The organism is Acidiphilium multivorum AIU301, from assembly GCF_000202835.1.
GTDB classification, from domain to species: domain Bacteria; phylum Pseudomonadota; class Alphaproteobacteria; order Acetobacterales; family Acetobacteraceae; genus Acidiphilium; species Acidiphilium multivorum.
Map to the genome: position 1 here is coordinate 3,371,740 of NC_015186.1, position 22,120 is coordinate 3,393,859.

Here is a 22,120-nt window from a genome sequence, read left to right on the forward strand (position 1 = left end):
CTCAGAACAGGCCATGGATCGCGCCATCGGGGTCGAGCCCGATCGCCTCGGCGGCGGGGATGCGCGGCAGGCCGGGCATGGTCATGACATCGCCGGCGAGGGCGACCACGAAGCCGGCGCCGGCGGAGAGGCGGGCATCGCGGATCGGCACGGTGAAGCCGGTGGGCGCGCCGCGGCGGGCCGGATCGGCGGTGAAGCTGTACTGCGTCTTGGCGACGCAGACCGGCAGGTGGTCGTATCCCTGCGCCTCGAACCGGGCGAGGCGTTTGGCCGCCAGCGGCGAGAGCTCGATGTCGTCGGCGCCGTAGATGCGCTGGGCGATGGTGCGCAGCTTGTGCGGCAGCTTCATGTCGTCCGGGTAGAGCGGGGCGAAGCGGGCGGATTTCGCCGCGATCGTCTCGATCACCGCCTGCGCGAGGTCGGTGGCGCCGGCGCTGCCATCGGCCCAATGGGTGCAGAAGCAGATCCGCGCGCCGCCATCCTCGTCGAGTGCTGCGCGCAGGGCCTCGCGCTCGGCCCCGGTATCGGTGACGAAGCCGTTGATCGCGACGATCACCGGCAGGCCGAAGGCGCGCATGGCGGCGACGTGGCGGCGCAGATTGGCGGCACCGCGCGCGACCGCGCCGGGATTCTCGGCGCCGAGATCGGCCTTGGCCACCCCGGCATGCATCTTCAGCGCCCGGATCGTCGCGACGACGACGGCGCAGGAGGGCGCGAGCCCGGCCTGCCGGCACTTGATGTCGAGGAATTTCTCGCCGCCGAGATCGGCGCCGAACCCGGCCTCGGTCACCACGATGTCGGCCAGCTTGAGCGCGGTGCGGGTGGCGATGACCGAGTTGCAGCCATGGGCGATGTTGGCGAAGGGCCCGCCATGGACCAGTGCCGGCGTGCCTTCCAGCGTCTGCACCAGGTTGGGTTGCAGCGCGTCGCGCAGCAGGGCGGCCATGGCGCCGACGGCCTTGAGATCGGCCGGGGTGACGGGCGAGCCGTCGCGCCGCTCGGCGACGACGATGCGGGCGAGGCGGCGTTGCAGGTCGTCGAGATCGCGGGCGAGGCAGAAGATCGCCATCACCTCGGAGGCGACGGTGATGTCGAATTTCTGCTCGCGGGCGGCGCCGTTCGCCCCGTCGCCCAGGCCGAGAACCGTCTGGCGCAGGGCGCGGTCGTTCATGTCGATGGCGCGGCGGAAGGCGATCCGGCGCGGGTCGATGCCAAGCTCGTTGCCCCAGTAGACATGGTTGTCGAGCATCGCGGCGAGCAGGTTGTTGGCGCTGGTGATGGCGTGGAAATCGCCGGTGAAATGAAGGTTGATCTCCTCCATCGGCGCGACCTGGGCGCGGCCGCCGCCGGTGGCCCCGCCCTTCTGGCCGAAGCACGGGCCGAGCGAGGGCTCGCGCAGGGCGATCATCGCCTTTGCGCCGGCGGCGCGCAGCGCATCGCCGAGGCCGATCGAGGTCGTCGTCTTGCCCTCGCCGGCGGGCGTCGGGCTGATGCCGACGACGAGCACCAGCGCGCCGTCCGGCCGGTCTTCGAGCGAGCGGATGAAGCCGCCATCCACCTTGCCCTTGTAGCGGCCATAGGGGATCAGCGCCTCGGCCGGTATGCCGGCGGCGGCGGCAATCTCGCCGATCGGGCGCAGGCGTGAAGCGCGTGCGATGTCCAGATCCGACGCCATGAATCCTCCCGTTTTTCCTTTCCGTCTTATGTCCGCGCGGCCATGGGGAAGGCAAGGCTTGCCGTGCGGTGTCCCGCACCGGTAAATAGCGCTCATGACATTGCCGTTCTCCTTCCCGGCCTGGATGCCTGCCTGGCTCGGGCTGGTGCTGCTGCTCGTCGGCCTGCTCTATGCGCTGGCGATGCTGGCGATGCCGTTCTCGGTGTTCGGCGTGAAATCCCGCCTGGAGGCGATCGAGGAACAGCTCGATCAGGTGCAGGAGGAACTGCGCATCCTGACGATGCGGCTGCCGGAACCGCTGCGCGGCGTGACCGTGGATGACGGGCTTTACGACCCGTTGCCGCGCAGCGCCGCGGGGTATGACCGCCCGGCGGTCCGGCGTCCGGCCGCCGCCGCGCCGCCACCGCCGATGCCCGAGCCGCCCCGCCCGGCCCCGCCGCGCGAGGCGCCGGCGCGTGAACCCCTCGGCCGCGAAGCCCCCCGCCCCCGTAGTCCGGCGCCGCGCGGCGTGCCGCCGCGGCGGATCGAACCGCGGCTCGACTAGGCCGCGAACCGACTGCTAGTCTGCGCCCATGACACAGTTTCAGGGCGCCGACGCGCCGACTTTCGCGACATTTCCCACCTTTCTCGGGCTCGATCGCCGCGCGCGCGACGCGGCCCATGTGGTGGCCGGCATTCCGCTCGATGTCGGCGTGACCAACCGCGCGGGCACGCGGTCCGGCCCGGCGGCGATCCGCGTCGCCTCGCGCATGCTGGCGGGCAACCACCATCCGCACTACCGCGTCATGGTCGATGACATGGACCTTGCCGATGCCGGGGATTTCGCCATCGCCCTCGGCGATCTGCCGGGCAGCCTCGCGCTGATCGAGGCGCAGGCGGCGCAGATCGGCCATCTGGTGGCGCTGGGCGGCGAGCACGGCATCACCCTGCCGTTGCTGCGCGCGCTGGCGAAGGCGCGCGGCGGGCCGGTCGGGCTCGTGCATTTCGATGCCCATGCCGACACCTGGGCCGAGAATTTCGGCCAGGTCTACAGCCATGGCTCGGTGTTCTATCACGCGCTGAACGAGGGGCTGGTCGATCCGCGCCGGATGATCCAGATCGGCATTCGCTCGCCGCTGCTCAACGAGGCGCATGACTGGACGCTGGCGCAGGGGGTGACGATCCTCTCGGCGCAGGACGTGCATGAGCAGGGGGTGGACCGCGTCGCCGAACGGATCCGCGCGGTGGCGGGGACGGGGGCGACCTATCTCAGCTTCGACATCGACTGTCTCGATCCCGCCTTCGCGCCGGGCACCGGCACGCCGGAAATCGGCGGGCTGGCATCGTGGCAGGCGCAGGCGCTGCTGCGCCGGCTCGGCGGGATCGATTTCGTGGGCATGGATCTCGTCGAGGTCGCGCCGGCCTATGACGTGAGCGAGATCACCGCCCTGGCCGGGGCGACGATGGTGTGGGAGTATCTCGCCCTGCTCGCCTCGCAGGGGCGCTGAAACGAAAGGCCCGGCATCGGGGGATGCCGGGCCATTGACGCCGCGCGTTCAGGCGCGCCGGCCTACCAGTTGTTGTCGGGATCGAAATCGTTGCCGCCGCCGGCATCGCCGCTGTCCCAGCCGGGATTGCCGAGCAGGCCGTCATCGCGGTCGGGCGGCGGGGCACCGGGGTCGCCGCCGGAGGGATCGATCATCGGCGTGCCCGCGTGGCTGCCGCCGGCCAGTCCGTCGATGATACGCTCGCCGGCGGCGAAGCCGGCGCCGGCGGCGAGACCGGTCATCAGCGAGCTGCCGAGCCCGCCGCCGCCGAAGCCGCCGCCCATCCCGCCACCGGGAGCGCCATAGGGCGGGGCACCGTTCGGTGGCATGCCGCCGGGGCCGTAGCCGGGCGCGCCGGGCCAGGGTGCCTGCATCGCGCGGCGGTTATGGCCGAACCAGCGCACCAGCAGGAACAGCACCACGAGCCCGCCGATCACCAGCACCGCGGGATGGACGTGCACGCCGCTGCGCGGCGCGGCCGGGGCGGCGGCGAGATGCGCCTTCAGCGCGGCGACGCGGCCCGGATCGGCGAAGGGCAGGCCGGGCGCATAGGCTTCGGCGCGCGCGAGCGAGGCGCGCGCGGCGGCGATGCGGCCGGTCGCGTCCTCCGCCTCGGCCTTCAGGTACCAGGCGACGCCGCTCTGCGGATGGGCGCGCAGCGCGCCGCGCAGATCGGCCAGTGCGGCGTCGGGATGGCCGCCGGCGATCAGCGCCTGGATCTGCTGCGGCGTCGGCGATGCCGCCCGCGCCGGGGCGAGGGACAGCCCGGCCCCCGCGAACAGGGCCGCCGCCAGCAGGATGGTGCGAAAGATCTTCAACCCCTTCATTAGGGACCTCCGCGGGCCGGTGGTGGTGGGAAAAAGCGCCAGCCCGTGCCGCCAATATAGGCAGGGGGCGCTGCAAATCACAGATCCGTGCGCTGGCGTGCCGCGCCGGTCGCCTGCCGGGTCTCGACAGCTTCGCGCCGCGCGGCGAGACTTGCGCCGACGCCGCACAGGAGAGCCGATCCCGATGACCGACAGAGAGTCCCGCCTGCCCACGCTCGACCGTCTTGCCCGCGACCTTGAAGCGGGGCGCACCACCGCCGCAGCACTGGTCGAGGACTGCCTCGCCGCGATCGCCGATCCGGCGGGGGACGGGGCGCTGACCTTCATCTCGGTCGATGCGGCGGGCGCGCGGGCGGCGGCCGCGGGGTTCGACGCGATGCGCCGCGCCGGCATGGCGCCCTCGCCCTGGGCCGGCATCCCGATCGCGGTGAAGGACCTGTTCGACATGGCGGGGCAGGAGACCCGCGCCGGCTCGAAGGTGCTGGCGGGATGCGGGCCGGCGGCGCAGGACGCGCCCGCGATCGCCCGGCTGCGGCGGATGGGCTTCGTGCCGATCGGCCGCACCAACATGACCGAGTTCGCCTATTCCGGCATCGGCACCAACCCGCATTACGGCACGCCGCCGGCGCGCTGGCGGCGCGAGGAGCGGCGGATTCCGGGCGGCTCGTCCTCGGGCTCGGCGGTCGCGGTGGCGGCGGGGATGGCGCATGCCGGCATCGGCACCGACACCGGCGGCTCGTGCCGGATTCCGGCGGTGTTCAACGATCTCGTCGGCTTCAAGCCGACGGCGCGGCGGATTCCGCGCGAGGGCGTGGTGCCGCTTTCGTCCTCGCTCGACTCGGTCGGGCCGCTGGCGCGCTCGGTGGGCTGCTGCGCGCTGCTCGATTCGATCATGGCAGGCACGCCGGAAGCCCCGCCGGCGCCGGCGGAACTGGCCGGGCTGCGGCTCGCGGTGCCGCGCGACGTCGCGCTCGATACGCTGGACGACGAGGTCGCCGCCGGGTTCGACGCGGCGCTGCGCCGCCTGTCCGCGGCGGGGGCGCGGATCGAGACCATCGCCATGCCGGAATTCGCCGAGGTCGCGAAGCTGAACGCGCGCGGCGGGCTGACCGCGGCGGAGAGCCATGCCTGGCATCGCCCGCTGCTGGCGCGCGGTGCCGAGGCGTATGATCCGCGCGTGCTGGTGCGGCTGCGCCGGGGGGCGGAACTTTCGGCGGCGGATTACATCGACCTGCTGGCCGGCCGCGCCGATCTGGTGGCGCGGGCGCGGGCGCGGCTCGCCCCGCATGACGCGCTGCTGATGCCGACCGTCGCCATCCTGCCGCCGCGCATCGCCGATCTCGACGACGACGCGGCCTTCACCGCGGCCAATCTGCGGGTGCTGCGCAACCCGACGCTGATCAACATGATCGATGGCTGCGCGATCTCGCTGCCGCTCAATGCGCCCGGCGCGGCCCCGGTGGGGCTGATGGTCTGCGGCGTGGCGGAGACGGACCGGCGGATCTTCGCCATCGCCGCCGCGATCGAGGCGCTCGGCCCGGCCTGACCGGGCGCGCCGCGCAGGGCGCCCATTCCCGCCGTCGCGTTGCGCCACCGCCGTGGCGCTCTATGCTCGGCGGGGCCGACCGGCCAATGACAGGGGGAGACCGCAGATGACAGACCCGATCCGTGTGGACGACGCGTTGCCCGAGGATGCCGACCGCGCGGCCCTGGTCGGCCGCGCCTGGCTGCCCGGCGTGGGGCCGGTGGTGGTGGCGCTGCGCGGCGCCGAGCTGATCGACATCACCAGCCGCGCGGTGCCGACGTCCTCCGCGCTGTTCGCCCTCGACGACCCGGCCGGGCACGCCCGCGCGGCGGCGGGGCAGACGATCGGGCGCGTCGACGAGATTCTCGCCAACAGCGACGAGGCGACGCGCGATCCGTCGCGCCCCTGGCTGCTCGCGCCGGTCGACCTGCAGGCGGTCAAGGCTTCGGGCGTCACCTTCGTGGTCAGCCTGCTGGAGCGGGTGATCGAGGAACAGGCTCGCGGCGCGCCGGAGAAGGCGACGCAGATCCGCGCCGATCTCGACCGGCTGATCGGCGCCGACCTGCGTGCCCTGCGCCCCGGCTCGGAACAGGCGATGGCGGTGAAGGCGGCGCTGATCGAGCGCGGCCTGTGGTCGCAATATCTCGAGGTCGGCATCGGCCCGGATGCCGAGATCTTCACCAAGGGCCAGCCGATGAGCGCGGTGGGCTTCGGCGCGCATGTCGGCATCCATCCCGGTTCGAGCTGGAACAATCCCGAGCCGGAGATCGTCGTCGCGGTCTCGCCGGCCGGGCGGATCGTGGGGGCGACGCTCGGCAACGACGTCAACCTGCGCGATTTCGAGGGCCGCTCGGCGCTGCTGCTCGGCAAGGCGAAGGACAACAACGCGAGCTGCGGCCTCGGCCCCTTCGTGCGGCTGTTCGACGCGGGCTTCACGCTCGACGATGTCCGCCGCGCGCGGCTCGACCTCACGGTCGAGGGGGCGGACGGGTTCCGCCTCGAGGGGATGAGCTCGATGACCGAGATCAGCCGCGATCCGGCGGATCTGGTCGAGGCCGCCGCCGGGGCACACCACCAGTATCCGGACGGGTTCGTGCTGATGCTGGGGACGATGTTCGCGCCGATCCAGGACCGCGACCGGCCGGGCGAGGGCTTCACCCACAAGGACGGCGATCTCGTCACCATCGCCTCGGCCCGGCTGGGGCGGCTGCGCAACCGCGTGCGGCCCTGCCCTGACTGCGCGCCCTGGCGCTTCGGCACGCTCGACCTTATGCGCAGCCTCGCCGCGCGCGGCCTGCTCTGATCGGCTGAGGCCCGATTCGCCCGCGCCCGCGATGAGGTGGTTGGCGCGTCTCCGACGGGCGGCGGCGCTGGATCGGCGGCCCTCGGTATCTCGCGGTCAGGGGGACGACATCAGGGCGCCGACCCCAGAACCACGCGGACGATCAGCGAGGCGGCAAGCGCCAGCATCGTGATGCCGACCAGGGCATCCAGCACGCGCCATGCGGCGGGCCTTGCGAAGACGGGCTTCAGGATGCGCGCGCCGTAGCCCAGCGCCGTGAACCAGGAGAAACTGGCGCAGACGGCGCCAAGGACGAAAATCGGGCGCAGGGGGGCGGGCTGCGCCGATCCGATCGTGCCGAGCAGCAGCACCGTATCCAGGTAGACATGCGGGTTCAGGAAGGTGAAGCCCGCCGTGGCGGCGAGGGCGCGGCGTAGGGTGAGGCTGCCGTTTTCGGCCATCGTGACCGCGGCGGGAACCAGCATCCGGCGCAATGCGATCAGGCCGTACGAGGCGAGGAACGCCGCGCCGCCGAGGGCGAGCAATGCCGTGAACTGGGGCGCGGCGCCCAGAAAGGCGCCCACGCCGCTCACGCCGGCCACGATCAGCACGGCATCCGCGACGCCGCAGAACAGCACGATCGGGCCGACATGTTCGTGCCGCAGCCCCTGCCGCAGGACGAAGAGATTCTGGGCGCCGATCGCGACGATGAGCGCGGCAGACGAGGCGAACCCGGTGAGGAACGGGGGAAGAAGATTTGTCATGGGTGGATCTATGAGGCTGGCCCGCACATTAGGACAGCTTGTTTTTCTAAGGTCGATTAAGCGATACTTCAGAGATGCTTGATTATTCCGCCCTGGCCGCCGTCGGCGCGGTGATCCGCGAGGGCAGCTTCGAACGCGCGGCGCACGCGCTGGGAATCACCGCTTCGGCGGTTTCCCAGCGCGTGCGCGGCCTTGAGGAACGGCTCGGCTCGGTTCTGATCGTCCGCGGGCAACCCTGTGTTCCCACCGATATGGGCCGTGCCCTTTGCGCGCATCTCGATCGGGTCAGGCTTCTCGAGGACGATCTGGCGCCGGCCCTCGCCCTGACGGGGGCGGTCTCGCCGCTCACGCTGAAAGTGGCCGTGAATGCGGACAGCCTGGCAACCTGGTTTCCTCAGGCGGCCGCCGCGTTCGGGCGCGGCGCGGGGATCCTGCTCGACCTCGCGCTGGATGACGAGGCCCATACGGCCGACCGGCTGCGCTCGGGCGAGGTGCTGGCCGCGGTGACGGCCGATCCCGAACCCGTGCAGGGCTGCCGGACGATCCTGCTCGGTGCGCTGCCCTATGTCTCCTGCGCCAGCCCGGATTTCATGGCGCGGCATTTTGTCGGGGGCGTGAACCGGGACACGCTCATGCGGGCACCGCACATGCAGTTCGACCGGCGGGACGCGTGGCAGGCGCGTTGGGCATCGGAGGCGCACGGCGTCGAGCTTGCCGCGCCGACGCACTGGATTCCCTCGACGCATGCCTTTCTGGACCTCTGCATCGCCGGGCTGGCCTGGGGGTTGCACCCGGCGCCGCTGGCCGAGCCGCATCTCGCCGCCGGGCGTCTGACCGAATTGCCGCCCGGCCTGCGGATCGACGTGAAGCTGTACTGGACCGTGGCCCGTCTGCACGCGAGGGCGCTGGAGACACTGACCCGCGCGGTTTGCGCCACCGCCGCCGAATGGCTCGACAATTGATCTTCGCCCCTATGTGCTGCCGGTCTGGCCCGGTGACGCCGGCGCTACGCACGTTCCTGGCCGCCGCCACTCAGTCGATGATGCGCCGGTAGAGATGCCAGGTGGAATGCCCGAGGATGGGCAGGACGATGGCGATGCCGAGCAATCCGGGAACGGCGCCCAGTGCGAGGCCGACCAGGACGATCAGTCCCCACAGGCCGAGAATTGCCGGATTCCGCCGCAGCGCCCGGATCGATATCCCGAGCGCCGCGGGCATGTCGGCGGGTCGGTCGAGCAGCAGAGGGAAGGACGTGACGCCGATGGCCAGCGCCGCGACCGCAAACACGAAGCCGGTGCAAAGCCCGGCGGCCATCATCGCCCAGCCGGCGGGCGTGGTCAGTGCCGCCGCCACGAAAGCCGCGAAGGACCGCGGTTCGGCCGCCCCGAGGGTCCGGATGTAGATGAATTCCGCCGCCCCGAGCCACAGGAGCAGGAGGAGGATCTGCAGGCCGCCCATCGCCAGGATCGCGCCGATCTGCGGCGAACGCAGGATGCCGGCGGCCTCGATCACCCTCGGCGTGCGGCCGGACTCGCGCAGGCGGCTCAATTCCATCAGCCAGACCGACGCCAGCGGCCCGATCAGGGCAAAGCCGGCCACCAGGGGCACGACGAGCGGCAGGAGATGTTCGTTCGCGACGACGGCGCTGAGGAAGAGACCGGCAATCGGGAAGACGAGGGCGAGGACGACGATATCGGTTCGGTCGGCTTCGAAATCCTCGAACCCGCGGCGCAGCGCCACGGCCAGATCCTCGATGCCGATCCGGCGGATGTTCACCGGAAGCGTCTTCGCCTCGGCCCAGTAGGTCTCGCCATCGGCGGCGCCGATTTCCTCCACGGCGTGCCCCGGCGCCGACAGCGCCCATTCGATCGGATTGCGGATATGCATGGCGACACTCCCCCCGGATCTCGAAAGATTGGGTGGTGCTTCGCGCCCCGCGGAACAACCGACGGGCGCGCCGCAACCGTCATGCTCCGATCGCATGGCAGAGGCGAGCGGCGGCGGTTGGCTTTCGCCGGCCCGCCGCGGGCGACGGGGACGCGGGGCGATCAGGTCATGCCGGTTCGGCGCCCTGGATGTCGTTCAGTTCGGCGCAGTCGGCCGCCGACAGATCGAGGCCCGCGGCGGCCAGGTTCTGCCGCAGGTGATCCGCCGATGCCGTGCCCGGGATCAGCAGGATGTTCGAAGACCGCCGGAGCAGCCAGGCCAGCGCCACTTGCATCGGCGGCACGCCGAGGCGTCCGGCCACCGAGGAGAGTTTCGATGACTGCAGGGGCGTGAAGCCGCCGAGCGGGAAATACGGCACATAGGCGATCCGCTCTTGCGCCAGCGCGTCGATCAGGGCGTCGTCGTCGCGATGCGCCAGGTTGTAGTGGTTCTGGACGCAGACGATGTCGGTGATCCGGCGGGCTTCCGCGATCTGTCCGGGCGTCACGTTGCTCAGCCCGACATGGCGGATCAGCCCCTGCCGCTGCAGTTCGGCGAGGACGGAGACCGGTTCTTCGATCGAGCCCTCGGCCGGGCCGTGCACGGCGTGCATGCTGCGGAAATTGACGACCTCCAGCCGTTCGAGGCCGAGATTGCGGAGATTGTCGTGAACGGCCCGGGTCAGTTCCGCGGGCGCAAGGGCCGGCAGCCAGGAGCCGTCATCGCCGCGGCGCGCGGCAACCTTGGTGACGATGACGAGGTCGTCAGCGTAGGGATGCAGCGCCTCGCGGATCAGCTGGTTGGTGACGTGCGGGCCGTAGAAATCGGCGGTGTCGATGTGATTGACCCCGGCGGCCACGGCTTCGCGCAATACCGTGCGGGCAGCCTCGGGGTCCCGGGGCGGGCCGAAAACGCCCGGCCCCGCGAGCTGCATCGCGCCGTAGCCGAGGCGCCTGACGGGCCGGTCGCCGAGGGTGAAGGTGCCGGACGGGTCTATGCTGGACATGATCTTCTCCATGCTGTGGATGGATCACAGCTGGCGACTGACCATCCGCATGATAATCCGCTACAATCCATACGGCTTGTGCGGGAACATGAACAATCGGACCTGATCTCGACGCCTTGAACGCCTTCATGACCGTGGCGCGTGCCGGTGGCTTCCGCGAAGGCGCGCGCGTCAGCGGCGCCAGCGCGTCGGCCCTGAGCGAATCGGTGCGCCGGCTCGAGGCCGCGCTCGGCGTGCGGCTGTTGCACCGGACCACACGAAGCGTCGTGCCGACCGACGCGGGGGCGCAGCTCATCGAACGGCTCGGCCCGGCATTGCGGGAGGTGGAGGACGCGCTCGATGTGGTGAACGTCTTCCGTGCCCGACCCGCCGGAACACTGAGGCTCAATGTCCCCGTCAGCGCGGCCCGGCTGGTCCTGCCTTCCATTCTTCCGCCCTTCCTCGCCACGTTCCCGGAGATCCGGGTGGAGATCGTTGCCGAGGATGATTTCGTCGACGTCGTCGCGGCGGGGTGCGACGCCGGGATCCGCTATGACGAGCGGCTGGAACAGGACATGATCGCCGTGCCGATCGGCCCGCGCGTCCAGCGTTTCGCGACGGCCGCCGCCCCCGCCTATCTCAACCGGCGGGGCCGGCCGGCGCACCCGCGCGACCTGCTCGCCCATGCCTGCATACGGGGCCGGTTCCGCAGCGGCGCGATGCCACCCTGGGAGTTCGAGCGCGACGGCGAGATCGTGAAGATCGATCCGGCCGGCCCCTTGCTGGTCAGTTCCGGAACCGCCGCCGATCTTGCGATTTCGGCGGCCCTTGCCGGTGCCGGAATCATCTATCTCTTCGAGGACTGGCTGCGGCCGCATCTCGACAGCTTCATGCTCGAGCCGGTCCTGGAACCGTGGTGGCAGGCGTTTTCCGGCCCGTTTCTCTATTATTCAGGCCGGCGCCTGTTGCCGGCGCCGCTCAAGGCGTTTGTCGATTTCCTGCGGCAGGCCGGTGGATAGGCCCGGCCGCCGCCTTCGTCTTGTCGAAGCGGGCGCACCAACGGTCGCGCGTCCGGCGAGGTTTGCCGGCTGACGGAATTGCTTGGTAAGACACGGTGCACAGGGAGGTCGGTCATGAGCCTATCGGGCGCAACGGGGCGGAAGGTCATCATCACGTGCGCCATCACCGGCGCCATACACACGCCGAGCATGTCGCCGCATCTGCCGGTGACGCCGGAGGAGATTGCCGATTCGGCGGTCGCTGCCGCGGAGGCGGGGGCGGCAATCCTGCATCTGCATGCGCGTGATCCGGAAACCGGCAGGCCCGACCAGTCGCCTGAGGCATTCGGGCGCTTCCTGCCGCGGGTGAAGCAGCGGACCAACGCCGTCATCAACCTGACCACGGGCGGCGCGCCCTACATGACGGTCGAGGAACGGGTGCAGCCGGCCGCGACGTTCCGGCCGGAGGTTGCCTCGCTGAACATGGGGTCGATGAATTTCGGCCTGTTCCCGATGCTCGACCGGTTCAAGGACTTCAAGCATCCGTGGGAGCGGGAGGCGCTCGAGACTTCGCGCGACCTGGTTTTCCGCAATACGTTCCGCGATATCGAATTCGTGCTCCGCACGCTCGGCGAGGCAGGCACGCGCTTCGAATTCGAGTGCTACGATACGGCGCATCTCTACAATCTCGCGCATTTCCTCGGGCGCGGCCTGGTGAAGCCGCCGCTGTTCATCCAGACGGTGTTCGGCATTCTCGGCGGTATCGGCCCGCATCCTGAGGACGTGATGCACATGAAGCGGACGGCCGACCGGCTGTTCGGCGACCAGTATCGCTGGTCGGTCCTGGGGGCGGGACGCAATCAGATGCCGATCGCCGCGCAGGCCGCGGCGATGGGCGCCAATGTCCGCGTCGGGCTGGAGGACTCGCTCTGGATCGGCCCCGGCCAGCTCGCGGAATCCAACGCCCAGCAGGTGCGCAAGGTCCGGCAGATCCTCGAGGGACTCGGCCTCGAGATCGCGACGCCGGACGAAGCGCGGCAGATCCTGTCCCTCAAGGGCGCCGACCGGGTCGCGTTCTGAGCGACGGGTCTGGCTGCGACATAATCGGCTGAATTGGAGAGTGGAATGAAGATTGCGGTTGTGGGTGCCGGCCTCGTCGGCTCGGCCTGGGCCATCGTGTTCGCCCGCGCGGGACATGACGTTGCCGTGTACGATGCGGTCGAGGGCGGCGCGGACCGCGCCATCGGCCTGATCGGCGACCGGCTGAAAACCCTCGAAGAGGTCGGCCTGATCGAGGATGCTGCGGCGGCCGGCCAGCGCGTCCGCGTGGCGGCGTCGCTCGCCGATGCCGTCGTCGATGCCGCCTACATCCAGGAGAGCGTCTTCGAAACGGTCGAGCAGAAACGCCAGATCTTCGCGGCGCTGGACGCGGTGGTGGGCCCCGAAACGCTGATCGGCAGCTCATCGTCCGGCATTCCGGCGTCCGCCTTCACCGATCATGTCGGCTGCCGCGAGCGATGCCTGATCGCCCATCCGGTCAACCCGCCCTATCTCATTCCGGTCGTCGAACTTGTTCCCGCGCCGTGGACGGCGGCGGCAACGGTGCAGCGCGTGCGCGCGCTGATGGAAAGCGTGGGCCAGGAACCCGTCGAACTGACGCGGGAAATCGAGGGCTTCGCGCTCAACCGCCTGCAGGGGCTTCTCCTCGCCGAGGCCTGGAAGCTCGTGGCGGACGGGATCATGTCGGTCGAGGACGTCGATCGCACCGTCTCCGCCGGGCTCGGCCTGCGCTGGAGCTTCATGGGTCCGTTCGAGACGATCGACCTGAACGCGCCCGGCGGCGTCGCCGACTACGCGCGGCGCTTCCGGACGATGTACGAAACCATCGCGGGCTCGCGCGGCGTCGATCTCGGCTGGGACGACGCGCTGATCGCCGAGGTCGAGCGCCAGCGGCGGGTCGCGCTCCCGGCCGACCGGCTTGCCGAGCGTTCGGCCTGGCGCGACCGCCGGCTGATGGCCCTCATGGCTCACAAGCGCAGTTCGCAAGATCCGGCGGCCGGCTGATTTCCCGATCGGCCCGATCCGGAATAATTGTACCGCCGGTCCACGACCGGGATGCAAACATCGCTTTGGTCACCCGGTTCGTGGTGTTAAGGTCGAGATCCGACAAGAAACAGAAATCCGGCGTTCGCCCTGGCCGATGATCGCCCGCAGCAATGAGGGCGGCGCCGATGGGGAAAGGAAACGATCATGACCCGGCGGACTGGAAACCCTCTCGGCTTCGCCCTGGCTCTGGCTTCGACCGCTACCCTCGTCACCGGCCTCGCCATCCCTCGCGCCATGGCGAAATCAACCGCCCATGACGGCATCGCCCTCAGCAATTCCTACGCCGGCAACAGCTGGCGCCAGCAGATGCTCAAGATGTGGAAGGAAGCCAGCCACCAGGCCATCTCCGGCGGCATCGTCGCGAAAACCAAGATCGTCAACGCCGACAATTCCGCCTCCCAGCAGGAATCCCAGATCGAGGATCTGATCCTCGAGGGCTGGAAGGCCATCGTGATCGACGCCGCCTCGCCCACGGCGCTGAACGGCGTCATCGCCAAGGCCTGCCACGCCGGCATCGTCGTCGTCGCGTTCGACAGTCTCGTCACCGCCCCCTGCGCCTACAAGGTCGCCTACAACTACGTTCACATGGGGCAGATCGAAGCCCGCTTCGTCGCGAAATCCCTGCACGGCAAGGGTAATGTGCTGGAAGTCCGCGGCATCGCCGGAACCTCTGTCGATACCGATATCCACAAGGGGATCGTCGAGACGTTCAGGAAATATCCGAAGATGAAGATCGTCGGCTCCGTCCACGGCGACTGGACGCAGAGCATCGCGCAGAAGGCCGTCGCCGGCGTGCTGCCCTCGTTGCCGCATATCGAGGCCGTCGTTACCCAGGGCGGCGATGGCTATGGCACCTACGAAGCCTTCATGGCCGCCGGGCGGGGAACGCCGCTGATCATTTTCGGCAACCGCCAGGTCGAGCTTTCGCTCTGGGCGAAGCTGGACAAGAAGCCGGGCGGATACCACACGATCTCGCTCTCCTCGGCGCCCGGCGTGTCATCCATCGCCTTCTGGGTTGCCCAGCAGATCCTCGCCGGCGCGAAGGTGCCGAAAGTGGTGAACGTCCCGCTGCTGCAGATCCACGCCAACCAGCTGCAGAGCTGGCTCAAGGTGCTGCCGCAGGGCGCTGTCGCGACACCGCTCTACAGCCAGACATGGACGGAACGCCTGATCGCGGCGAATCTCCACCACACGGCGCCGCCGGCCTCGCCCGGCCCGGAGACGCTGCACTGACCGCAGCCGCCGCCCCCCTGATCCGGCTCGCGGCGATCGCCCGCGACTTCGGCAGCGTGCGGGCCCTGCAAGGGGTGGATCTGGACATCGATGCCGGGCGGATGCTCGGCATCGTCGGCCATAACGGCGCGGGAAAATCCACGCTGATGCAGATCATCGCCGGCACCCTGCCGCCATCCTCCGGCGCGATCGCGGTGGCCGGCGCGCCCATCCCCGCCTATGGCGTCCGTGCCGCGCATGCGCTCGGCATACGTTGCGTGTTCCAGGAACTCTCGCTCTGCCCCAACCTCACCGTCTTCGAGAATGTCGGGATCATGCATCGGAGCCTGCGCGGCGCCGGCTGGCGCGGGCGCGCCCGGCACCTGATCCGCGCCTCGCTCGACGCGATCTTTCCCGGCCACGGAATCGACCCGGACCGCCAGGTCAGTTCGCTGTCGATCGGCGAACGGCAGATGGTGGAAATCGCCCGCGCCTTCAGCGAGACCGAGGAGAAGGTCCGCCTCGTCATCCTCGATGAAGCGACCGCGTCTCTCGCCGGCCACGCCGCAACCCAGCTCCTCGACTTCACGCGCGCCGCCCGCGCCCGCGGCATCGCCTGCGTCTTCATCTCCCATCGCCTCGCCGAAATCCTGGCCTATGCCGACGATATCGTCGTGCTGCGCGATGGCGGCATCGTCGGCACGGCGCCCGCCTCCGGGCTCGACGAAGACCGGCTTGTCGCGATGATGGGCGAGGTGCGCGCTCCCGCCGGGCGCGATGCCAGCAGCGCGCGCAGCGCCGGCGTGCCGCGCGTCGAGGCCGCGGGGCAGGACGGCGAGTCGCTGCCGCTGCGCGTTCATGCCGGCGAAATCGTCGGTCTTGCCGGCCTCGCCGGTCATGGCCAGCGGGCGTTCCTGCACCGGGTCTTCGCCGCCGCCCGCCACCGCGAGCGCGGCCTCGCCGTCAATGGCAGCATCGCCCATGTCAGCGGCGACCGCGCCAGCGAGGGAATCTTTCCGCTCTGGTCGGTGATGCGCAACATCTCCGCCGGCGCGCTCGGCCGGCTCTCCCGCTTCGGCCTGATCGATCCCGCCGCCGAACGCGCCCTTGCCGAGGCGTGGGCGCGGAGCCTGGCGATCCGCACGCCCTCCGTCTCCCATCTCGCGACCCGCCTGTCCGGCGGCAACCAGCAGAAGGTGCTGGTTGCCCGCGCGCTGGCCTCCGGGGCCGATATCCTCCTGCTCGACGATCCGACGCGCGGTGTCGATGTCGGCACCAAGCGCGAGCTTTACGCGCGGATGCGCGCGCACGCCGCCGGCGGCCATGCCATCCTCTGGTACACCACCGAGAACGCCGAGCTCGCCGAGTGCGACCGGGTCTATGTTTTCAGCCGCGGCCGGATCACCGACGCGATCGACCGCGACGCCTATTCGGAAGACCGGGTGATCCGTGCCTCCTTTGCCTCGGCGCCGCCCGGGGGCGGCTTCGCCCGTGCCGGCTGACCCGTCCGCGATACCCGCCGGCCAACCCGCCCTCGCAGCCGCCCTGCCGCGCTTCAAGATCGCCCTGCCCGTCGCCGCCCTGGCCGCGATGTTCGGCATCATCTTCTGGATACGGCCGGCGATCCTCAGCTATTTCGGCATCGGCCTGCTGCTCGATCTCGCGATGCCGGCGGTCTTCGCCAGCATGGCGCAGATGTGCGTCATCGCCATCAATGACATCGATCTCGGCATCGGCCCGTTCATCTCGCTCACATCCTGTATCGCGGCGACGCTGCTGGTCCGCGCCCCCGCCGCCGGCCTCCTCGCCCTCACCGCGGCGATCGGCGCCTACGCGCTGATGGGGGGGCTGATCCATGTTCGCCGGCTGCCCTCGATCGTGGTGACGCTGGGCGCCTCGTTCATCTGGCTCGGCTGCGCCCTGCTGCTGCTGCCCTCGCCCGGCGGCGGCGCGCCGTCCCTCATCGCCGGCTTCGTCAACCTCTCGCCGCCGCTGGTGCCGCTGCCGATCCTCGTGCTCGCCGGCGCCGCGCTCCTCGGCCATTTGCTGCTGATGCGCACCGCGCGCGGCGCCGTCCTGCGCGGCATCGGCGGTAATGCGAAGGCGGTCGAGCAGGCCGGCTGGTCGCTCGCCCGCGGGCGGATGCTGCTCTACGGCATCGCCGGGGCCTGCGGCGTGATCGCCGGCCTGCTGCTGGATGGCATCAACACCTCCGGCGACGCGACGGTGGGCGCGCAATACACGCTGACCTCGATCGCGGCGGTGATCGTCGGCGGCGGCGAGTTCGTGGGCGGCGACGTCTCGCCGGTCGGCACCGTCACCGGCACGCTGATCATGCTGCTCACAGGCTCGGTGCTGTCCTTCGTGAACATCTCGACGAGCTGGCAGCTCAGCGTGGAGGGCGGCATCCTGATCGTGGTGCTCGGCCTGCGCGCCCTGGCGCGGACGGCATAGGAGCGGCGGATGGGACAACGCTTCGCGAACGCTCCGCGCTGGATCTGGTCCTATCTCGCGGCGGCGGTCGTCTACTTCGCGATCGTGGTCATCGCCGCCGGCGCCGGCAGTTTCCAGACCTTCTCGATCGCGCTGCAATTCGCCACATTCTTTGTCATCGCCGGGCTCGGGCAGATGCTGGTGATCACCGCCGGCCCGGGCAATATCGACCTGTCGATCCCCGGCGTGATGACGCTCGCCGGCTATCTAGCGACCGGCGCGATGCACGGCAGCAATGCCGGGCTGCTTTCCGGCCTCGCCCTCGGCCTGCTCATCGGCCTCGGTGCCGGGCTTTTCAATCTGGCGCTGATCCGCCTGCTGCGCATCCCGCCGATGGTCGGCACGCTCGCCTCCGGCTTCATCTACCAGTCCGCCGCCATCGCCTATTCCAGCCACGCGGTGACGCAGCCCTCGCCGCTGCTCGCGGCGTTCACGTCCGGCCGCGTGCTGGGCGTCTCCGCGATGACGGTGCTGTTCATCCTGCTCACCGCCGCCTGCGCGGTCGGGCTCCAGCGCACGCGGGCGGGTCGGGCGGTGCTCGCTCTCGGGCAGAACCGCCGGGCGGCCTCGCTCGCCGGCTTTCGGGTTGGAGGTGCGCTCTCGCTGGTCTATCTCGCCTCCGGCCTGCTCGCCGCCATCGCCGGCATCCTGCTCGCCGCCTATTCCGGCGGCGCCTCGCTCGACATGGCGCGCGAATATCTCCTGATGTCGATCGCCGTTGTCGTGATCGGCGGCACCTCGATCGCCGGCGGCGACCCGGCCCCGCCCGGCCTCTGGGGCTCGGCCATGCTGCTCGGGCTGCTCGTCACGATGCTCAACCTGCTGCACATGCCTGAGGGTGTCCGCCTGATCGCGACGGGCGGCGTCATCATCGGTGTCCTCGCCGTCGCGACGCCACAGGGAACATGACCAGCCGTTCCGGCGGGCACGGCATTCAGATGAACAGAAGCGCAAGATGATCTGCACGGAAAACGCGGGATGCTCAGAGGCTGGCCATCTGAACCATCTTACTTTGGCGGGATATCATGCTATTAAAATCCTAAATTTCCCCAACCGAGGCCGGAAGAGCAATAGACTAACTTTGATCTCGGGCACGAACTCCAAGCGTATCATGTGAACATGTAATAATTTTAAATCTGGACCACTCAGCGGGATTGGCTACGTCGAGGCCCACCAACTGTCTTGGCGCGCGATATATCCATGAGTGTACCGAAAAATAGTAATTGATTAAGGATATTATATGCGATCTTTAGTTATTTCGCCGCAAGCTGGATTTGGAAATCGCCTACGGTCTCTTTGTACTGGAATATTTCTTGGGCAAATTACGAATCGTAAAGTATTCCATTACTGGATTCCTGACGATAATCTAAGTCATGTCGAAAATGTAAATGACATGAAGCGTATAACTCCAGAATATTTTTTTGATTTTTCTATACCGTTGTTTGAAAAAAATGAAGTCGATATTATTTTTAGTGAGTGGGATCAAAATGATTTTTGGCACAAACAGCAATCAACTGCTTACAATAATTTGAAATTTCGGAATTTTCGGAAGTATATTTCAATAGATGAGATTATTAATTCAGAAGATGATATCGTTGTGGTAGAAACTTCACTAGAATTATTCCCTGACAATATCAATATTCCTACCTCTACCATTATGTCAGCTATTTACTGTAATTATTTTAAATTATCGCAAAAATGGAATAATTTTATTTCTAACATTCCTGTATTTGATATCGGTTTTTCTATTCGGAGAGGAAATTTTCTTCACTATAACCCAAAATCGGAAATATCTCTAGAAAATGCTATGGCTCGAATTAATTCTACGCCGGGCACTAAAATAATTTTTAGCGACGACCATGAATATGTTTCGAGATTACGTAAAATGACTGGTGCCGTAATGGATATTGATATGTCTATTACACAGGGAACTGTTGATCATTATTTTTCTCAATTCTTGATACTGTCTCGATGCCTTAAGGTCATTGGCACGCAGGGGTCGTCTTTCCCGGAACAGGCAGCTATTTTCGGCAATGTTCCTTTCGAGCCAATCTGATTGATCCGCCCTGCTAAGCGGCATCAACGTTGAACCCCGCGTTGGGGTGGACCCCTTGGGCTTCACCACAGAGTGCTGAGAACTGATTGATACGCTTGCGCTGCTACACATCGTTGGACCGCTGGAGCCTTGTTGCTTAGTCCCGGCATTTGGCGGATTGGGTTGATGAATCGGTCTGGTTCTGAAGTTCATCGTTTGCAGATGAATTCGTGTGGGGTGGGGGGCTTGAGCCGCCGGGCGAAGTTGCAGGCATCCCCAAGCGCTCAGTCGGCGAAGGGGTCCTGCATCAGGATGGTGTCGTCCCGCTCGGGGCTGGTGGAGAGCAGGGTGACCGGGCATTCGACCAGTTCCTCGATGCGGCGGACATACTTGATCGCCTGCGCCGGCAGGTCGGCATAGGAGCGGGCGCCGCGGGTCGAGCCGGACCAGCCCTCGATGGTTTCATAGACCGGTTCGGCCTTGGCCTGCGCCGCGGCGCCGGGCGGCAGATGGGGCAGGGTTTCGCCGCCGATGCGGTAGCCGACGCCGATTTGCAGCGTCGTCATGCCGTCGAGCACGTCGAGCTTGGTCAGCGCGAGGCCCTGGATGCCGCCGACCTTGACCGCCTGGCGGACCAGCGCGGCGTCGAACCAGCCGCAGCGGCGGGCGCGGCCGGTGACGGTGCCGAATTCATGCCCGCGCTCGCCGAGCAGGCGGCCGGTCTCGTTGTCCTGCTCGGTCGGGAAGGGGCCGGAGCCGACGCGGGTGGAATAGGCCTTGGCGATGCCGAGGACGCGGCCCGCGGCGTCCGGCCCGACGCCGGCGCCGGCGGCTATCTGGCCGGAGACGGTGTTGGACGAGGTGACGAACGGGTAGGTGCCGTGATCGACATCGAGCATCACCGCCTGCGCGCCCTCGAACAGGATGCGGGCGCCGGATTTCTTTGCCTCGGCCAGGCGTTCCCAGACCGGTTCGGCGAAGGGCAGGATCTGCGGCGCGAGGGCGAGGAGCTGGTCCATCAGCTCGGCCTTGCCGAACGTGGGCGCGCCGAGGCCGGCGAGCAGCGTGTTGTGGTGCAGCAGCAGCTCGTCGAGCCGCCAGTCGAGCGTCTCGGGTTCGGCGAGGTCGCAGATGCGGATGGCGCGGCGGGCGACCTTGTCCTCATAGGCGGGGCCGATGCCGCGGCCGGTGGTGCCGATGCGGCGTGCGCCGCGGGCGGCCTCGCGCGCGGCATCGAGGGCGGCGTGCAGCGGCAGGATCAGCGGCGCGTTGTCGGCGATGCGCAACGTTTCGGGGGTGACGTTCAGCCCCTGCTCGCGCACCCGGCCGATTTCGGCGAGCAGGGCCACCGGGTCGACCACCACGCCGTTGCCGATCACGCCGAGCTTGCCGCGCACGAGGCCGGAGGGGAGCAGCGAGAGCTTGTAGGTCTGGTTGCCGACCACGAGCGTGTGCCCGGCATTGTGCCCGCCCTGGAAGCGGACCACGACATCGGCGCGGGAGGCCAGCCAGTCGACCACCTTTCCCTTGCCCTCGTCGCCCCATTGCGCGCCGATGATGGTGACATTTGCCATGGCGTTATCCTTCGAGCGGAACGGCGCGTCCGTCGCGCCAGAGATGGGAACAGGACAGGCGGCGCGCCTCGTCGGCGTCATCCGCCGCGGCGGCGAGGCCGCGAATGGTGGCGAAGCCCTCGGCGCGGGCGCGAGCACCGGCCTCGGCCGGCGTGCCGGCGGGCAGGAACAGGCGCGGGCGCAAGGCCGGGCGCGGGGCGACGGCGAGGATCGTGTCGGGATAAAGGGTGATGCCGGTCGCCGATTCGCCATTGTCGCAGAGATAGCGTCCGCCGCGGCCGAACTCGGCCTGGCGGCCGGGCGCGAAGATCGTGAGCGCGACGCCGGTGTGGTAGCGATAGCCGCGGAACTCGACCGGGTCGATGGTCAGCCGCAGGGCAGGCATCAGGGCGCGGATGGCGGCGACGGTCGCGCTCAGCCGGTCCGCCAGGGCGCGGACCGGGGCGGGCAGGTCGATCGCGGCGAGGCGGCCGATCGCGGTCTCGGCGGTGCCGGCGGCCTCCAGCAGGGCGAGGAGGGTGGGGGCCAGCGCGCCGCCATGGGCGGCGATCTCGGCGGCGTCCTTGCGGTCGAGCGCGCGGACGAGGGCGGCATGGGCCGAAGTGTCGCCCAGCAGGGCGGGGATCAGCGGCGGCATGGTCAGATCGACGCTGACCTCGCCGATGCCGGTGGCGGCGAGGGCGGCGGCGGCGGTGACGATGATTTCGGCGTCGGCCTCCGGCACGTCCGGCCCGATCAGCTCGATGCCGGCCTGTGCGACCTGGCGCTCGGGGGCGAGCTGCGAGCCGCGCACCAGCAGGCATTGCCCGGCATAGGCCAGGCGCAGCGGCCTGGCGGCGGCGGCGAGCCGCGTGGTGGCGATGCGGGCGATCTGCGGCGTGGTGTCGGCGCGCACGCCCATCATGCGCTGCGATTCGGGGTCCATCAGCCGGAAGGTCTGCTCGGCCACGGCGGCGCCGCTGCCGGCGAGCAACGTGGTCTCGAACTCGACCAGCGGCGGCTTGACCCGCTGATAGCCATGCGCGCCGAAGCTCGCCGTCAGCGTTTCGGTCAGCCTTGCCTCGGCCTCGGCGTCCGGCGGCAGCAGGTCGGTGAAGCCCGCGGGCAGCAAAGCGGGGTGGGGCGGCAGGTCGTCGGTCATGTCGATGCGGGTTCCGGCGCGGCGTGGGGACGGCCCGAAGGGGCCGGTCTC

The 22,120-nt window shown here is 68.9% G+C and carries 20 protein-coding genes; 13 read left to right on the plus strand and 7 right to left on the minus strand.

Translation table 11 applies throughout. The features are described 5' to 3' along the window. Position 1: 1 nt before the first annotated feature. Positions 2–1,675: a formate--tetrahydrofolate ligase gene (locus tag ACMV_RS15395; protein ID WP_012040297.1), complete on the minus strand. Its 1,674-nt coding sequence runs from the start codon at positions 1,673–1,675 to the stop codon at positions 2–4. A 94-nt stretch (positions 1,676–1,769) separates the two neighbouring features. Between ACMV_RS15395 and ACMV_RS15400 the strand changes: the two genes are divergently transcribed. After that, positions 1,770–2,219, plus strand: coding sequence for a hypothetical protein (locus tag ACMV_RS15400; protein WP_012040298.1), 450 nt, complete (start codon positions 1,770–1,772; stop codon positions 2,217–2,219). A gap of 28 nt (positions 2,220–2,247) precedes the next feature. Beyond that, a complete protein-coding gene (gene speB / locus ACMV_RS15405) occupies positions 2,248–3,162 on the plus strand; it encodes an agmatinase (protein WP_007423713.1) in 915 nt (304 codons plus the stop codon). A 62-nt stretch (positions 3,163–3,224) separates the two neighbouring features. On the opposite strand, the gene ACMV_RS15410 is transcribed toward speB, so the two are convergent. Then, positions 3,225–4,028: a tetratricopeptide repeat protein gene (locus ACMV_RS15410; protein WP_013641012.1), complete on the minus strand. Its 804-nt coding sequence runs from the start codon at positions 4,026–4,028 to the stop codon at positions 3,225–3,227. A gap of 184 nt (positions 4,029–4,212) precedes the next feature. Between ACMV_RS15410 and ACMV_RS15415 the strand changes: the two genes are divergently transcribed. Further along, a complete protein-coding gene (locus ACMV_RS15415) occupies positions 4,213–5,574 on the plus strand; it encodes an amidase (RefSeq protein ID WP_013641013.1) in 1,362 nt (453 codons plus the stop codon). Between the two features lie 106 nt (positions 5,575–5,680). Further along, positions 5,681–6,856, plus strand: a complete 1,176-nt coding sequence (locus ACMV_RS15420; protein WP_013641014.1) for a fumarylacetoacetate hydrolase family protein — start codon at positions 5,681–5,683, stop codon at positions 6,854–6,856. A 110-nt stretch (positions 6,857–6,966) separates the two neighbouring features. Here the strand turns inward: ACMV_RS15420 and ACMV_RS15425 are convergent, their stop codons facing one another. Then, on the minus strand, positions 6,967–7,599 hold the full coding sequence (locus tag ACMV_RS15425; protein ID WP_007424325.1) for a LysE/ArgO family amino acid transporter: 633 nt from the start codon (positions 7,597–7,599) through the stop codon (positions 6,967–6,969). A gap of 74 nt (positions 7,600–7,673) precedes the next feature. Between ACMV_RS15425 and ACMV_RS15430 the strand changes: the two genes are divergently transcribed. Continuing rightward, a complete protein-coding gene (locus ACMV_RS15430; RefSeq protein ID WP_013641015.1) occupies positions 7,674–8,561 on the plus strand; it encodes a LysR family transcriptional regulator ArgP in 888 nt (295 codons plus the stop codon). 70 nt (positions 8,562–8,631) lie between these two features. Here the strand turns inward: ACMV_RS15430 and ACMV_RS15435 are convergent, their stop codons facing one another. Both ACMV_RS15435 and ACMV_RS15440 read right to left on the minus strand, forming a co-directional pair. Then, positions 8,632–9,486: a DUF2189 domain-containing protein gene (locus ACMV_RS15435; RefSeq protein WP_013641016.1), complete on the minus strand. Its 855-nt coding sequence runs from the start codon at positions 9,484–9,486 to the stop codon at positions 8,632–8,634. Positions 9,487–9,652: 166 nt separating this feature from the next. Next, positions 9,653–10,531, minus strand: coding sequence for an aldo/keto reductase family oxidoreductase (locus ACMV_RS15440; protein WP_012040303.1), 879 nt, complete (start codon positions 10,529–10,531; stop codon positions 9,653–9,655). Positions 10,532–10,647: 116 nt separating this feature from the next. On the opposite strand from ACMV_RS15440, the gene ACMV_RS15445 reads away from it, so the two are divergent. The 8 genes from ACMV_RS15445 to ACMV_RS20935 all read left to right on the plus strand — a co-directional run bounded on the left by ACMV_RS15445 (position 10,648) and on the right by ACMV_RS20935 (position 19,375). After that, positions 10,648–11,529: a LysR family transcriptional regulator gene (locus ACMV_RS15445; RefSeq protein ID WP_081479261.1), complete on the plus strand. Its 882-nt coding sequence runs from the start codon at positions 10,648–10,650 to the stop codon at positions 11,527–11,529. A 114-nt stretch (positions 11,530–11,643) separates the two neighbouring features. After that, positions 11,644–12,588 carry a BKACE family enzyme gene (locus ACMV_RS15450; RefSeq protein ID WP_007424330.1) on the plus strand — a complete coding sequence of 315 codons (945 nt, stop codon included), beginning with the start codon at positions 11,644–11,646 and terminating at the stop codon, positions 12,586–12,588. Between the two features lie 45 nt (positions 12,589–12,633). Further along, positions 12,634–13,572, plus strand: a complete 939-nt coding sequence (locus ACMV_RS15455; RefSeq protein WP_013641019.1) for a 3-hydroxyacyl-CoA dehydrogenase — start codon at positions 12,634–12,636, stop codon at positions 13,570–13,572. A 186-nt stretch (positions 13,573–13,758) separates the two neighbouring features. Further along, the gene (locus ACMV_RS15460) at positions 13,759–14,847 is read left to right on the plus strand and encodes an ABC transporter substrate-binding protein (RefSeq protein WP_007424332.1); all 1,089 of its coding nucleotides are present in this window, start codon (positions 13,759–13,761) and stop codon (positions 14,845–14,847) included. After that, positions 14,769–16,328 (plus strand): sugar ABC transporter ATP-binding protein, encoded by a 1,560-nt coding sequence (locus tag ACMV_RS15465; protein ID WP_013641020.1) that lies wholly within the window; start codon positions 14,769–14,771, stop codon positions 16,326–16,328. The genes ACMV_RS15460 and ACMV_RS15465 overlap by 79 nt, the downstream gene beginning before the upstream one ends. Next, on the plus strand, positions 16,318–17,280 hold the full coding sequence (locus ACMV_RS15470) for an ABC transporter permease (RefSeq protein ID WP_013641021.1): 963 nt from the start codon (positions 16,318–16,320) through the stop codon (positions 17,278–17,280). Before ACMV_RS15465 ends, ACMV_RS15470 begins: the two co-directional genes overlap by 11 nt. A 9-nt stretch (positions 17,281–17,289) precedes the next feature. After that, positions 17,290–18,228, plus strand: coding sequence for an ABC transporter permease (locus ACMV_RS15475; RefSeq protein ID WP_013641022.1), 939 nt, complete (start codon positions 17,290–17,292; stop codon positions 18,226–18,228). Between the two features lie 331 nt (positions 18,229–18,559). Beyond that, the gene (locus tag ACMV_RS20935; RefSeq protein WP_013641023.1) at positions 18,560–19,375 is read left to right on the plus strand and encodes an O-fucosyltransferase family protein; all 816 of its coding nucleotides are present in this window, start codon (positions 18,560–18,562) and stop codon (positions 19,373–19,375) included. Between the two features lie 263 nt (positions 19,376–19,638). Here ACMV_RS20935 and ACMV_RS15480 read toward each other — a convergent pair whose 3' ends face one another. Further along, positions 19,639–20,928 carry an adenylosuccinate synthase gene (locus tag ACMV_RS15480; RefSeq protein WP_012040310.1) on the minus strand — a complete coding sequence of 430 codons (1,290 nt, stop codon included), beginning with the start codon at positions 20,926–20,928 and terminating at the stop codon, positions 19,639–19,641. Between the two features lie 4 nt (positions 20,929–20,932). Next, a complete protein-coding gene (locus tag ACMV_RS15485) occupies positions 20,933–22,069 on the minus strand; it encodes an ATP phosphoribosyltransferase regulatory subunit (RefSeq protein ID WP_013641024.1) in 1,137 nt (378 codons plus the stop codon). Positions 22,070–22,120: the final 51 nt, after the last annotated feature.